This window comes from Sphingobium xenophagum (assembly GCF_031457465.1).
Classification (GTDB): domain Bacteria; phylum Pseudomonadota; class Alphaproteobacteria; order Sphingomonadales; family Sphingomonadaceae; genus Sphingobium; species Sphingobium xenophagum_A.
Window position 1 is genome coordinate 20425 of the sequence record NZ_JAVDWV010000014.1, and the last position, 13974, is coordinate 34398.

The 13974-nt window shown below is 60.6% G+C and carries 8 protein-coding genes; 4 read left to right on the forward strand and 4 right to left on the reverse strand.

Translation table 11 applies throughout. From position 1 onward, the window contains the following. Nucleotides 1-9: 9 nt before the first annotated feature. From J2W40_RS14945 to J2W40_RS14955, 3 genes are read left to right on the forward strand one after another with little or no spacing between them, the layout of a single operon-like run. Nucleotides 10-1584, forward strand: coding sequence for a glycoside hydrolase family 43 protein (locus tag J2W40_RS14945; RefSeq protein ID WP_310226205.1), 1575 nt, complete (start codon nucleotides 10-12; stop codon nucleotides 1582-1584). After that, on the forward strand, nucleotides 1581-3920 hold the full coding sequence (locus tag J2W40_RS14950; RefSeq protein ID WP_310226206.1) for a glycoside hydrolase family 95 protein: 2340 nt from the start codon (nucleotides 1581-1583) through the stop codon (nucleotides 3918-3920). Before J2W40_RS14945 ends, J2W40_RS14950 begins: the two co-directional genes overlap by 4 nt. Beyond that, nucleotides 3920-5833, forward strand: a complete 1914-nt coding sequence (locus J2W40_RS14955; RefSeq protein WP_310226208.1) for an NPCBM/NEW2 domain-containing protein — start codon at nucleotides 3920-3922, stop codon at nucleotides 5831-5833. The genes J2W40_RS14950 and J2W40_RS14955 overlap by 1 nt, the downstream gene beginning before the upstream one ends. 41 nt (nucleotides 5834-5874) lie before the next feature. On the opposite strand, the gene J2W40_RS14960 is transcribed toward J2W40_RS14955, so the two are convergent. The 4 genes from J2W40_RS14960 to J2W40_RS14975 form a co-directional block, all read right to left on the reverse strand. Then, nucleotides 5875-7830 (reverse strand): sialate O-acetylesterase, encoded by a 1956-nt coding sequence (locus tag J2W40_RS14960; protein ID WP_310226210.1) that lies wholly within the window; start codon nucleotides 7828-7830, stop codon nucleotides 5875-5877. 138 nt (nucleotides 7831-7968) lie between these two features. Then, nucleotides 7969-9036 carry an alpha/beta hydrolase gene (locus tag J2W40_RS14965; RefSeq protein WP_310226212.1) on the reverse strand — a complete coding sequence of 356 codons (1068 nt, stop codon included), beginning with the start codon at nucleotides 9034-9036 and terminating at the stop codon, nucleotides 7969-7971. Between the two features lie 31 nt (nucleotides 9037-9067). Further along, the gene (locus tag J2W40_RS14970) at nucleotides 9068-10087 is read right to left on the reverse strand and encodes a cupin-like domain-containing protein (protein ID WP_310226215.1); all 1020 of its coding nucleotides are present in this window, start codon (nucleotides 10085-10087) and stop codon (nucleotides 9068-9070) included. A gap of 3 nt (nucleotides 10088-10090) precedes the next feature. After that, entirely contained in the window at nucleotides 10091-10774 is a 684-nt protein-coding gene (locus J2W40_RS14975) for a SapC family protein (protein ID WP_310226217.1), read from the reverse strand. A gap of 281 nt (nucleotides 10775-11055) precedes the next feature. On the opposite strand from J2W40_RS14975, the gene J2W40_RS14980 reads away from it, so the two are divergent. After that, a complete protein-coding gene (locus J2W40_RS14980) occupies nucleotides 11056-13923 on the forward strand; it encodes a TonB-dependent receptor (protein WP_310226219.1) in 2868 nt (955 codons plus the stop codon). Nucleotides 13924-13974 lie beyond the last annotated feature (51 nt).

The window sequence follows — 13974 nt, forward strand, 5'->3', positions numbered from 1 at the left end:
GGGCGTCTCATGACCATCAAGTCATCCATCGCCCTGCTAGGGCTGTCGCTGGCCGCCACCACCCTGCCCGCGCAAGTCTGGCGCGCGGATCAGGGCGATGGCACTTATCGCAACCCGGTCCTCTTCGCCGACTATCCCGATCCCGACATCATTCGCGTCGGCGAGGATTTCTACTTCATCACCACGACCTTCGCCAATGCGCCGGGCATGACCATCCTTCATTCGAAGGATCTGGTGAACTGGCAGATTGCCGACCATCTCATGGATCGGCTGGAGGGCAATCCGCGCTATGATCTGAGCGATGGCGGCGATTATCGTCGGGGCTTCTTCGCCGCCAGTATGCGCTATCACAAAGGCACTTTCTATGTGGCCGTCAGTCCGATCGGGCTCAACACGCGCATTTATCGCGCGAACAGCCCGACCGGCCCCTGGACCTATACCGAACTGGATCGCCACGCTTTCGACCCGGCGCTGTTCTTCGAGGATGATGGCCAAGCCTATCTGATGACGTCGATCGGGACAGACGGCACAGTGACATTGCTGACGATGAACGAGGACGTCACCAAGATTACCGCGTCCAAGGTCGTCCATTATAACAAGGGCGCTGAAGGATCGAAGATCATCAAGCGCGCGGGCTGGTATTATCTGTTCAACGCGCTCCCTTCCAAACTGGCGCTGAGCGTCTCGCGGGCGCGCAGCTTGCAGGGACCGTGGGAGACCCGTCCGCAGATCGACGACACCAGCGGCGGCCATCAGGGCGCATTGGTTGATCTGGCCAATGGCCAATGGGCCGGCTTTGTCATGGTCGATGCCGGATCGATCGGCCGGATGACCAATATCAGCCCGGTATATTGGCAGGACGACTGGCCGATATGGGGCACGCCCGACGCACCGGGCCGCGTACCCGACCGCGCGCCCAAGCCGATCATGGGCCACCCCTTTGCCGAACCGCCCGCATCGGATGATTTTTCCGCATCGACATTGGGCCTGCAATGGCAATGGAACCATAATCCCGATGACCGCCGCTGGTCTTTGCGCGAACGGCCCGGCTTCCTGCGGCTTCACGCAACCCAAGCCGACCGGCTGTGGACGGCACGCAATACGCTGACGCAAAAGGGGCAGGGGCCGGGCAGCCGCGCTATCGTCAAAGTGGACATGCGCGGATTGCGCACAGGCGATGTGTGCGGTGTTGGCACATTCGGCAAGATCAGCGCGCAGTTGTCGATTGTCGGAAGCGACAAGGGTCGCCGCGCCCTGACCATGATGGTGACCGATTCCACGGAGGATGGCCCCCGCACCGAAACCCGTGTCGCATCCGTGCCCGTGTCGGGCCAGACGCTCTGGCTGCGCACCGACATGGACTTCGTCCGTGACGAAGGCCGCGTCGCCTACAGCCGCGACGGACGAAAATGGACTGGCGTAGGCGATCATTTCCCGCTGAAATTCGATTGGCGCACCGGCACGTTCCAGGGGCAGCAATTCGCCCTTTCCTGCTATAATGCGCGGCCGGACGGCGGCTATATCGATATCGACAGCTTCACCCTGTCGCCCTTGCCCGAAGCGGTGGAGGAAGCAAGGCCATGAAATTCAGCCGTCGCGAGAGCGTTGCGGCGATAGCAGCGGGCACCGCCGCCCTGTCATCCGTGCACGCGCGTGGGGCAGCCTTTCGCCCGCCCTCACCTCTTATGCTCTGGTATGAACAGCCCGCATCGGTGTGGACGGAGGCGCTGCCTGTCGGCAACGGGCGAATGGGGGCGATGGTCTTTGGTGGCATCCGCCAGGAACGATTGCAACTCAACGAGTCCACCCTATGGGCGGGCCAGCCCTATGACCCGGTCAACCCTGCGGCGCGTGCCGCGCTATCCAAAGTTCGCGCGCTGATCTTCGAAGGCAAGATTGCCGAGGCCGAAGCCCTGGCGAACGACGCCGTCCTCGCCACACCATCCACGCAAATGCCCTATCAGGCCTTTTGCGATCTCATGCTGGATTTCCCCGGCCTGGGGCAGACGTCCAACTATCGGCGCAGCCTGGATCTGGACAGCGCCATGGCAACCACCAGATTTACCGCCGGTGGCATTAATCATCAGCGCCAAGTGATCGCGTCGGCAGGCGATCAGGTCATCGCAATGCGTCTGACGGCATCGGGCGAAGGACAGCTCAACGTCGATATCGGCCTGGCGTCCCCGCACAAGATCGTCGCGGTTGAGGCCGATGGATCGGCAAGCCTGTTGATGACCGGCCGCAATGGCGATGCCGCAGGCATAAAGGGCGGCTTGCAGTTCGCCGCCCGCCTGTCCGCTTCGGTAGAGGGCGGACGGATCGAGCCAGGTGCAGGCGGCAGATTGCTGGTGCGCGGTGCCGATGCGGTCACGCTGATGATCGCCATGGCGACCAGCCATCGCCGGTTCGATGATGTCAGCGGCGATCCCGTAGCCGCGACCCAGGCCACGCTGGATCGCGTGCGTGGCCGTTCCTTTGCGCGGGTCGCGGCGGACGCAACCGACGCGCATCGGCGGCTCTTTCATCGCGTGTCGATCGACCTTGGCCGATCGGCTGCCGCAGACCTGCCGACCGACAAGCGCATTGCCGCGTCGCCGACCCAGGACGACCCGGCGCTTGCAGCGCTCTATCTCCAATATGGTCGCTACCTGCTGATCTCTTCGTCACGGCCGGGCGGCCAGCCTGCCAATCTGCAAGGTCTGTGGAACGACAGCCTCAGCCCGCCCTGGGGGTCGAAATATACGATCAACGTCAATACCGAGATGAATTATTGGCCTGCCGAGACCACGCATCTGGGTGAGTGCGTCACACCACTGGTCGATATGGTCCGCGACCTCGCCGTCACCGGCGCGCGCACGGCAGCGACCATGTATGGCGCCCGCGGCTGGGTCGCGCATCATAATACCGACCTGTGGCGCGCCAGCGCGCCGATCGACGGCGCGCAGTTCGGGCTATGGCCGACGGGCGGCGCATGGCTCTGCACCCATTTGTGGGATCATTATGATTATGGTCGGGATCGCGCCTTCCTGACCTCCATCTATCCGCTGATGGCCGGAGCCGCTCGCTTCTTCCTCGATACGTTGCAGCCAGAGCCAAAGACCGGCTACCTCGTCACCAACCCGTCCATGAGCCCTGAAAATCCGCATGGCCATGGCGGCACCCTGTGCGCTGGGCCGACCATGGACATGGCAATCCTGCGCGACCTGTTCGGTCAGACGATCGCAGCCGCGCAAATTCTGAACGTAGATGCCGGCTTCGTGACTGAACTGGAGGCCGCCCGATCGCGCCTTGCGCCTTATCAGGTTGGCCGACAGGGACAGTTGCAGGAGTGGCGGGAGGATTGGGACGCCGATGCGCCCGAACAGGATCATCGCCATGTCTCTCATCTCTATGGGCTTTATCCCTCGCACCAGATCAGCGTTGAAGACACGCCGGACCTGGCCGCCGCGGCCCGCCGGACCCTGGAAATTCGGGGCGATCGGGCGACCGGCTGGGCAACGGCATGGCGTATCACCCTATGGGCGCGGTTGCGCGAGGGCGATCATGCCCATCGCATATTGGGATACCTGCTCGGCCCCGACCACAGCTATCCTAATATGTTCGACGCCCACCCGCCCTTTCAGATCGACGGCAATTTCGGCGGCACGGCCGGGATCGTCGAGATGCTGCTCTACAGCCGTGGCGACGTCATCGACCTGCTGCCCGCTTTGCCAAGCGCATGGCCACAAGGACGTGTCACCGGCCTGCGCGCGCGCGGAAGGTGCGGCGTCGATCTCGCCTGGCGCGATGGGCGGCTAACGCGCGTCACGCTGCACCCCGACATGGACGGCCAAAGGACCATAAGGCTCGGTAGTCGGCGCGCGACGGTATCGCTCAAGGCCGGACGCCCGCTCATGCTTGAAGATGGAGATTTTGCCTGATGACGAAGGTTCACGTCCGGGGCTTGCTGCTCGGCCTCACTGCCCTTGCGGCCAGCACCAGCCTGTCCGCCCAGACGCCCGACCCGCTCGCGCCACAGGGGCGCTGGAGCGCCTATCAGGGAGGCAGCGCCGCGCTACCGCCCATGGGGTGGAACAGTTGGAACGCTTTCTTCACCGAGATTGATGAAGAGAAGCTGCTGGGATCGGCACAGCGGATCGTCGATAGCGGGCTTGCCCAGAAGGGTTATCGCTATATCAATATCGACGACGGTTGGTGGCTCAAACGCCGCCCGCGTGATGGCAAATTGCTGATCCGTTCGGAAAAATTTCCTTCGTCGCTGCGCTCTGGCAAAGGTGACCCTTCTTTCCGCCCCTTGACCGATAAACTCCATGCCATGGGGCTTAAGGCCGGCATCTATTCGGACCTCGGCCGCAACAGTTGCTCCCAGGCTTATTCGACCGGCGAAGCCCAATTGCCTGAAGGCTCTATAGCCGAACGCGAAGTCGGACTTTATGGCCATATTGATAAGGATATTCGCCTGTTCTTTGCTGATTGGGGTTTCGATCTCATCAAAGTGGACGGATGCGGCATCCGGGCCTTTGGCGAGGGTAGCGCGCCGGTAAAATCCGGTAAGTATCGCATGCTTGCGCCACTGATCGATCAGACCTCGGTGACGCGATCGGATGTTCCGGCGGTGCAGGATCTGTTCCGCCAGATCAACCAGTCGCTCGCGCGTCACAACCCGGACAATGACTATCTTCTCTCGCTGTGCGTCTGGGGCAGCGCCAATGTGCGCGCCTGGGGCAAGGATTATGGCAATATCTCGCGTACCAGCGACGATATCACCCCCCATTGGGCGCGGATGCTGACAAACTATGACAGCGCCGTGCGCCGGGCGCTCTATGCCCATCCGGGGTCGTGGAACGATCCGGACATGCTGTTCATCGGTCAGGGCGATTTCGATGCGCAGCACCTAACCGAGGCACGGTCGCATTTCGCCCTATGGGCGATGATGAACGCGCCGCTGCTGATCGGCGCGGATCTGCGCAAGACATCGCAGCCCCTGATGGACATTTTCGGTAATGCCGACCTGATCGCCATCAATCAGGACCCGGCGGGCCATCAGGCGATCGTCGCCTTTGACAGCGATTCGCTTCAGATATTGGTCAAGACCCTGGCCAATGGCGACAAGGCTGTCGCGCTGTTCAACCGGGGCCTGGCATCTGTCGATGCGGTGCTGACCGCAGACCATCTCAAATTCCGGGAAGACAGCGCCATCGCGCTGACCGATTTGTGGACCGGAGCGCAGAGTCGCTTTACCGGGGAGCAGGCGATGACGGTTGCGCCGCGACAGACCCTCGTTTTCATCGCAAAGGGCGATCGGACGCTGGCGAACGGTCTTTATCTGTCGGAGCAGCCCGGCAACATCAATCCCGCCGTTGACGGGGTTACCACCCCCGCCCCCGACCCGACCATCTTCCGCTCTATTCCGGGCTGGCGCGGCACAAGAGGGGCTGGTGAACGCCCCATCTACGCAGGCTGGGGCGGCGCGCAAGCCGATGCCACACCCTATAACCAGCCGCTCACCATTGCGGGCAAGACTTATGCGTCCGGCATTGGTGTCCTTGCCAATTCACGGCTGGAGATACGTAACGATGGCTATGGTCGTCTGACCGCCATGGTCGGCGTCGATGACAGTGCAGCGACGGCAAGCCATGGGGTGCGGTTTGCCGTCTATGGCGATGGCAAATTATTAGCGCGCACGCCTGCGGCTCGACGGGGCGAACCGCCAAAGCCGATTTCCGTCGATGTAAAGGGCGTGGCGTTGATCGAAATGATGGCGCAGGCAGAGGATGGGGCTGTCGGTGAAATGCTGCCTGTCAGTTGGGGCGATGCGGCCCTGCTGCGCTGATCCTATGCAGGACGGACGGATAGGCTCCGTCCGTCCTGCACTCAGCGTTCCGCCTCGATCGGCAATTCGAACGAACTGACCGGCAACGGTGCCTCATCATAGAGATTGATGACCGGCGTGTCCGCCCATCCATGCCGCACCCTGACGGCTGGCTGACCATCACCTGGCAGCCGGATGCGTGATCCCTCCACCCGGCCGCTGGCATAACGACAGCTTTGCGCGCCCGCCCCGCACAATTCGAAACCGATCGCCCCGGCGGCGCTGCGCGTCTGCAACTTGCCGGTCAGGCCCGAAAATTCGATGATGGCCCCGCCATCCGACGTAGCGACAGCCCTCACAGCCTGCGGACCGCTGGCGGAATGCCGTTCGCCATAAGCGACCGCCCGCATCGATCGTGCGAGGCGTCGGCCCAATTCCTGCTTTTCGCCCGGATGGATGTCGAACGGATCGCCGATATCAACCGCCGTAGCGAGCGCCGCATGCGCATCGGCCGCGACTGCACGATATTGCGTGTCCCGCATCTGCGCCCAGCCGCTTTCGGACGGCATGGTCGTAGGCTTGCCATAGGCGGCCAGTTGGACGACGACGAACGGGAGATCGCTGGCGCGGAACTGCTCGCGCCATTCCGCCATCATTGCCGCAAGCCGCTCCGCATAACCCGGCATATCGACATCGGACTCCCCCTGATACCAGGCAACGCCCTTCAGTCCAATCGCACCCAAAGGAGCGATCATGCCGTTGTACAGCGTGCCCGCACCCGTGACATTGGCCCAGGGAACCCGCGGCGCGCCGGGCGGCGACTTAGACGCCACGGCATAGCGCCATTTGTCCCCAAGGGGCACATCGCCTCCCTGCTCAAGCCGCAACGCCATGTCGCTCGCCGGTCCCAGCAACCCTCCATTGGCATAATTATCCATGACGTTGATGGTCAGAATGTTGCGACCGGCCTTCAACAGGCCCGGCGGGACAGCCAGGCTGGTGGGTTGCCACGCCTTGGCGCTCATCCCCACCGGACGGCCGTTGATCCACACTCGGCCGACATCATCCATCGTGCCGAGCGATAGGGTTGCCGCCTGGCTGGCCTGGCTAGCGGTCAATATGATTTCTCGCCGGAACCAGACCATGCCATTGAAATCAGCAAGCGCGCTGACGCCCCATTCTTCCCATGGGCCGAGTTTCGGCACATCTGTCCAGCCAAGGGCACTGCCGGGTTGCCAAGGTTCTTTGCCCGCTGCGTCTCCCGTCGCGGTGCGCCACCACTCTTCCCACTCTGCGCTCGCAGCCTGTTCAGCACCGATCGGATCGCTGGCGTGCCGCTTGACCATGGCGGAACGATCCGCGCGACCGATCGCAACCTGTGCCGCCTCGCCCATCCAGGGGCTGATCTGCGACCCGCCCCAACTGGCGGATATGGCACCGATAGGGACGGCCGCTGTCTTACGCAGTTCGCGCGCCATATAATAGCAGGCGGCGGAGAAGTCCGGCACATTGTCTGGACCGGCCGTTTTCCAGGATACCGCTTTGGAGAAATCGCGGCGGGGTTCATCCGTCGCTTCTCGCGGCACCGTCATCAGGCGAAGCTGGTCATCGGATGAACTGCGACTCTGTCCTACAGCGTCCTGCGCGTTGCGCACTTCCAGTTCCATGTTCGATTGTCCCGAACATAAAAAGACGTCTCCGACGACGACGTCGCGCGCCGTCACTCGTCCCTTGTCGCTTTGTGCCGATAACGTGACTGGACCCGCCTTGCTGATGGCCGCGAAACCAGCTTCGAACCGTCCTTGGCGGTCCGCTGCTACGACCTTCGCCTTGCCGTTCAATGTTATCGTGATCATCTCGGCTGGGTCTGCTTTACCGCGCACAATGATCGGCCGTTCGCGCTGGATCACCGCGTGATCGCCAAACAAGGGATCCAGCGCGGGTATCGCAAGGGCCGGTGATGCCATTAACGCCAGTAGGCTAGTCGAATAGGCCGCAACTGGGATTGAACGCTTCATATCTGTTCCTCTCATCCTTTGCGGAACGCTGTCATTTTCGCTCCGAATGATGCCCCCTCAGCATCGACCGGGAGTTTAATGTTAGCGCTAACTATAGCGGCCGTTTTTGTCGCTCCGACTTTGCATCACGCGCTATCGTCAGGGGCGGACCTCAAAATCGAGGTTGGTGCTGAAAAAGGGGATCAGCTTGTCCTGGAAGCGCCAAGCCACTTTGTTCGTATGATCGCCCTCATAGATTTCAAAGCTGTTGGTGATGCCATAACTATCAAGCACATCATGCAGCGTCTGCGCGTCGGCTTTCAGCCCGTCCTTGTCGCCGACATCAATGGCGATTGCGCGATAGCGCCGCAGATTGCTGATATATTGATCGACGAAGGCCAGCGGTGCATTTGCCGCCCACTTCGCGACCACGTCAGGCTGCACCACGCCATCCTTCATCGGCATGTCGAGATAGAGGGGCGGTTTTCTGGGATTGGGTGACCAGGCGGCTGCGGTCGCCAATTGCGCGCGCAACGGAAAGGATAATCCGGCCGAGTCGGTAGGCGATTGTATCGCCTCAAGCTGTTTGAATATCGCAGGGTCAATCTGCGCCGGATCGCGCGGCGACAGACAACATGGACTCATCATATAGAGCGCACCGAACATATCGGCATGTTTCATGCCAATGCGGCTGGTGCCGTAGCCGCCCATGCTATGCCCTGCCAGCCCCCGGCTTTCGCGTTGCGCGATCGTCCGATAATGGCGATCAATATAGCCAACCAGGTCGCGCGATACGAAGGTTTCGAAATCGCCCGTCGTGACCGAACTGGAATACATTGATCCATTATGCACCGTCTTGGAATCGGGTAGAACCAGGATCATCTCCCGCGCACCATTGGCAAAGGCCCCCTCCACGGTGTCCGGCACGTGGATTTCCTTTGCCCATTCCTCAGCCCCTATCGAATAGCCATGCAGTGCATAAACGACGGGATAACGACGCGACGGCTCCCGGCCATAGCTGGGCGGCAGGATAACGAGCACATCGCGGTCCGCCGCTTCACCTTCCAGATTCCCCGCGATCGAAGGGGCATGCACCTTTATCCGCTCGATCTTGACTGGCTTTGCGCCCGCGACAACGGGCGGCGCTCCCGTCGGCACCTGCGCCAGCGCAGGAAATGATGCACCCGCCATCACCAATGCTAGCGCCATCTTTATTTTGAACCGCATGCCAACCGCTCCATCGTTTATGAGATAATCGTCATTGTCCGCGCAGCAGGCGCATCACCAACGCACGTATCCGTCCGTAATTGCCCTGACTGAGCGGCCCCAGCACGCCATGTTGCGCGTCGGGCATATGGGCCAGGGGGTGCCCGGCCGGACGAAACACATAATGGTCGAAATAGGCGCGCCAGGCCGCGCGTTCGGCGGCAGGCCGTTCCGCTATGGCGATCATGGCCAGCAGCATAGTGGTATGGGGGGCGTCCGGCCCTGCGCTGAAACCATCCCACCAATAGTTCACCAGCATATTGAAGGGATCGAGCGCTTCGACCTGATGCCACCATAGTTTCGGCAGGTAGAGCGCATCGCCCGGTGCCAGTTCGACAGTCACGGCTTTGGCCCGCGCTGCGGCAAAGCGCGGATAGCGCGGATCATCCAGCGCCGCGCCCGCCGCCATGGATATCGGCTGGCCCGACAAAGTATGGTCGATAGGACCAACATAGAGGTCGCCGATCGCATCGGGCGGGTATAGCGTGAAGCGGCGTCGACCGGCGGCTACGCACGCCAGATTGTCATAGCTGTCATAATGACAGGCGACCGTCGACGCATTGCCCAGCCAGATGCGCGGCCGCACATCATGCGGCAGATGCGCACAGATATTCGCTTCTGCAAAACCGGGGAAATGGCGGTCGGCGGGAAGCGAGCCAAGATAGCCGGTCTCGCCATGATCGCGTGCATTGGCGGCAATGCGCGCCAGGGCATCCCGAACACTGATGGTTTCGCGGGAAAAGTTGAATCCGCCCGGTCCGTCTCCATAATGATAGCGCCCACACAAATGCGGCGCGGCAGCAAAATATTCGGCCATCAACGGCGTGTCGAAGCTCGCCATATAGGCTATGGCGGCGTCATTGCCCTCGGCACTTGCGCGCACCGCCGGCCAGCCTCTGCAAAGACCGCGAATCACCACCGGAAGGCACTCTTCCGCGATGCGCCGCAAGGCTTCTGGCCCGTTGATGTCAGTGGCGGTTCGTTCGATGATCGGAGCGGCAAGACTCGTCATGGATCAGCCAAAACGCCCCAGCCGGTCATTCCGGCGTCGCGCCATAAGGCTTATATGATGCAGGGAACCAGCGATGGCGTAGGCCAGGCGCAGGTGACCCGCACGAAACAGGGTGAGCGCCGCTGCATCATCAAGATCGTCCAGACCATCAAGACTGACAGTGTACAGGCCATCCAGCCGTAATTTCTCCCCGTCATCAAAGCTCAGCGCGATGTCGATCGGTTCGATCAGCCGGGCGGAAAGCAAGGCAGCAATCAGGTCTTCGGTGGCGTCCGATCCCGTGACCAACCGGCTCAGCGCATTCTGGACAGCGCGCAATTGCGGGGTTGGCTGGCCTTCCGCATCGAACAGGGGATCGCCCTCGCCTGACGCGAAACGGGGATGATCGGGATCAAAGGCAATATTCTCTTGGGCGGTAAAGAAGCCCTCCCGGTCGGCCTCCAACGGCCGAAAAGCAGGGCGGCCGTCAGGCGAATCGAGCAGATGCTCCTCCGGCTTGAACCCGGTCAACACCCCCAGGTAAAAACGCCCCGTTTCGGCATGTTTAGACAACAGGATCGGGCAGGCGGCGGCAGCAGTCGGTACTTCGCTCGAAACGATTCGCACGAACGGGCCGGGGCCCTTGTCCGCCATCCGCACGCGCACCCCCGCATGGGTCACATTGTTGAGCAACTGAAGCGATTCCATACCCTCTCCTTCTGCGGTCCGTTTTCATACCGCCACGGCTTTGTCCGGACGCATTTTTCGTCTCGGACAGCCTAATCTCACGGGGCGATATTTACACATACATTTCGCTTGATTGCCCGTTTCGATAGCGCTACCATTTGTGCATAGAAAAGAAAAGGCTCAGGCGAGGATCAAATCCGTTCGTGCAACGGCACCTCCTCCCAAAGCCTTAAACTGTGATCGTACGCGACAATAGTGTCGCGCCGGTCGGGCGAGAGTTAAGTGGAAGTAAGGGGAGGAACATGAAGACAGAACTCGATCGCGCTCGTTTGGCGAAGCGCAACCGCAAGAGCCTGGCAGCGACAGCCAGCGGCCTGGCCCTGGCAATGGCCTTTCCGGCTATGGCGCAAGAGGCCGATCAGGCCTCGGTCACAAACACCACCAGTGAAGCGGACATCATCGTCACCGGCATTCGGGGATCGCTGCAACGCAATCTGGATATCAAGCGCAATGCGTCCGGCGTCGTCGATGTTATCTCGTCGGAAGATATCGGCAAATTCCCTGACTCCAACGTCGCAGCTTCGTTACAGCGCCTGCCTGGCGTCTCGATCCAGCGGTCCGGCGCGCGCGGCGAACCGCAGGGCATCTCGGTTCGCGGCTTTGGTGGCGATTTCAACGAGACCCTGATCGACGGCCGCCGCCTGTCAACAGCGTCCGGTGGTCGCTCCGTCGACTTCACGACGGTCGGCGCGGATTTCGTTGGCCAGTTGGCCGTGTATAAAACGCCCGAAGTGTCGCTTTCCAGCAGTTCGATCGGTGCGACGCTCGACATTTCCTATCCCAAGCCGTTCGACAAAATGGGCACCCGCATGGCCTTTACGGCCGCTGGTTCGGTTCAGGATGAAGCCGGGAAGCTGACGCCGACCGTTGGTGGCCTGTTCAGCACGACCTTTGCAGACGACACGATGGGGATATTGGTCAACGCGGTTTATACCCGCCGCGACACGCAGGCAAACCGCGTCTATGTTTCGGGCTGGCAGGGTGGTCTGTTCCGCGAATGTCAGTTGACCGCTGCCTGTACCGACGCCCAACTTGCAGTGCCCGGCGATATTCCTGGCTGGTATCAACAGCAATATGGTGCCGATCAGCGCTACACCAAGGATGAACGTATCGACGGCCGCATCGCCTTTCAGTGGCAGCCGTCCGACAATGTTCTTTTGACGATCGACGACAATTATTCGCGTCAGAAGGTCGTTACCAGCATTGATGGTTTTGGCATCTGGTTCAATCAGGGTGACATGCGGAATGTCGAACTGGATGGAAACGGCACTGCCATCAATTTCCTCCAGGCAGGTTCGCCCACCGACTTTACCGCCGGGACCGACAAAAATATCCTGGAAACCAACCAGATCGGTGCGAACCTCAAATGGGATGCGACCGAAAATCTGCAAATTGACGCTGACGTCAGCTATTCGAAGAGCCGCTTGAATCCTGACGGCCATGTCAGCAGCGAAGGCGCCGATATTGGTTATGGCGGTCTTCTCGGCACGACGCTGGGTGTTCGTGTCACCGGCAACAGCAACAAGACCTTCCCGGAATTGACCACTTATGGACCCGCAGGCAATCAGGCTCTGTGGACCGATCAGGCCATTCTGGGCTCCCATGTCACCGTGCGGATGGCCCAGAAGAACAGCGACGAAATCAAGCAATTCCGCCTCGGTGCGACCTGGAAGCAGGATGACCTGACCATCAAGCTTGGCGCGCGCTACATGGAGGATGAATTCTCGCTGGAGAATCGCAACACCTTCGCCAATAATTATTGGCAGGCCTATGCAGGCTATGGCGCGCCATCCGGCCGAACCAGTGGTGTTCCGATTCCCGCGAGCCTGATCCAGGGCACAATCAACACCAAGGGCTGGATCCCCGGCTTCTCCGGCAATCTGCCCCCCGTCCTGCTGAACTATGATGCACGCAGCTATTCCAAATATCTGGAAGGCCTGTGGCAGGGACCAAATACGCCAGGTTATAATCAGGGCTGCTGTGAGAATTTCAACGGCACCATTGATCTCGCGCTGGATCCCGGCAGCGTCCAGAATATCCTTGAAAAGAGCTGGTCCGCTTGGGTCAGCGTAAACTTCAACACTGAAATTGCCGGTATGCCGTTCCGGTTCAACGCCGGTGCGCGTGAGGAAATAACGAAGGTTATTTCAACAGGGATCGGCCGCGTGCCAACTTCTATCGTCGGTAGCGCAGCCGATCCGACACTGCTGACGGTCAACTTCTCCGATTCGCAAGCCGTCACTGCCAGCAGCAGCTATTCCTACTTCCTGCCCGCGCTGGACATGAAGCTGGAACTGACGGACAATCTGCATTTGCGCTTTGACGCCTCGCGGACGCTGACTCGGCCGAGGCTAGACTATCTTGGCCCCGTGCTGAATGTTGGCGCAGGCCAGCGTGTCGGTGCATTGACAGCAACGGGCAATAATCCGTTCCTCAAGCCCTATCTGGCCGACAATTTCGACCTGGGGTTGGAATGGTATTACCAACGTAACTCCTATGCTGCGGTAAATCTGTTCCTCAAAGATGTGTCGAACTTCATCGTTGCGGGCACGCAGCGCCAGACCATCAACAATGTCATTGACCCGACCACTGGCCAACCGGCGATCTTTACTGTGTCGGCGCGCGTCAATGGTCCCGAAGCGACGGTCAAGGGCGTAGAGTTTGCCTGGCAGCATGTGTTCGGCGACAGCGGTTTCGGTTTCAACGCCAACGCCACTTTTGTCGAAACGAACAAGCCTTATGATCGTACCGACCTGTCGCAAAGCGGGTTCGCCGTCACCGGGCTTGCCAATTCCGCAAACCTCGTGGCCTTCTATGACAAGAATGGCTTTGAATTCCGGACGGCAGTCAACTGGCGCGACAAATATCTGCTCCAGTTCGGTCAGGCGCAGAACAATTCGGCCTTTGGTGCTGAACCGACGTTCGTGAACTCGGCACTTCAGATCGACCTTAGTACCAATATCCGGCTGAACGATCAGTTCAGCGTGTTCGGCGAAGCACTCAACATCACTAACGAAACGTACAGCACCCATGGTCGTTACAGCAACCAGTTGCTGGACGTTTACGGTTATGGTCGGCGGTTCACGGCGGGAGTTCGCTACCGCTTCTAACGGTTCTCGCCCTGGAGGGGATGTCGATTGACATCCCCTCCTTTTTCACGG

What these genes read in the sequence shown, in the direction of transcription:
- J2W40_RS14960 (WP_310226210.1), bottom strand. Translation starts at nt 7,830, where the DNA reads ATGAAGCGTTCAATCCCAGTTGCGGCCTATTCGACTAGCCTACTGGCG.
- J2W40_RS14980 (WP_310226219.1), top strand. Translation starts at nt 11,056, where the DNA reads ATGAAGACAGAACTCGATCGCGCTCGTTTGGCGAAGCGCAACCGCAAG.
- J2W40_RS14945 (WP_310226205.1), top strand. Translation starts at nt 10, where the DNA reads ATGACCATCAAGTCATCCATCGCCCTGCTAGGGCTGTCGCTGGCCGCC.
- J2W40_RS14950 (WP_310226206.1), top strand. Translation starts at nt 1,581, where the DNA reads ATGAAATTCAGCCGTCGCGAGAGCGTTGCGGCGATAGCAGCGGGCACC.
- J2W40_RS14965 (WP_310226212.1), bottom strand. Translation starts at nt 9,036, where the DNA reads ATGCGGTTCAAAATAAAGATGGCGCTAGCATTGGTGATGGCGGGTGCA.
- J2W40_RS14975 (WP_310226217.1), bottom strand. Translation starts at nt 10,774, where the DNA reads ATGGAATCGCTTCAGTTGCTCAACAATGTGACCCATGCGGGGGTGCGC.
- J2W40_RS14955 (WP_310226208.1), top strand. Translation starts at nt 3,920, where the DNA reads ATGACGAAGGTTCACGTCCGGGGCTTGCTGCTCGGCCTCACTGCCCTT.
- J2W40_RS14970 (WP_310226215.1), bottom strand. Translation starts at nt 10,087, where the DNA reads ATGACGAGTCTTGCCGCTCCGATCATCGAACGAACCGCCACTGACATC.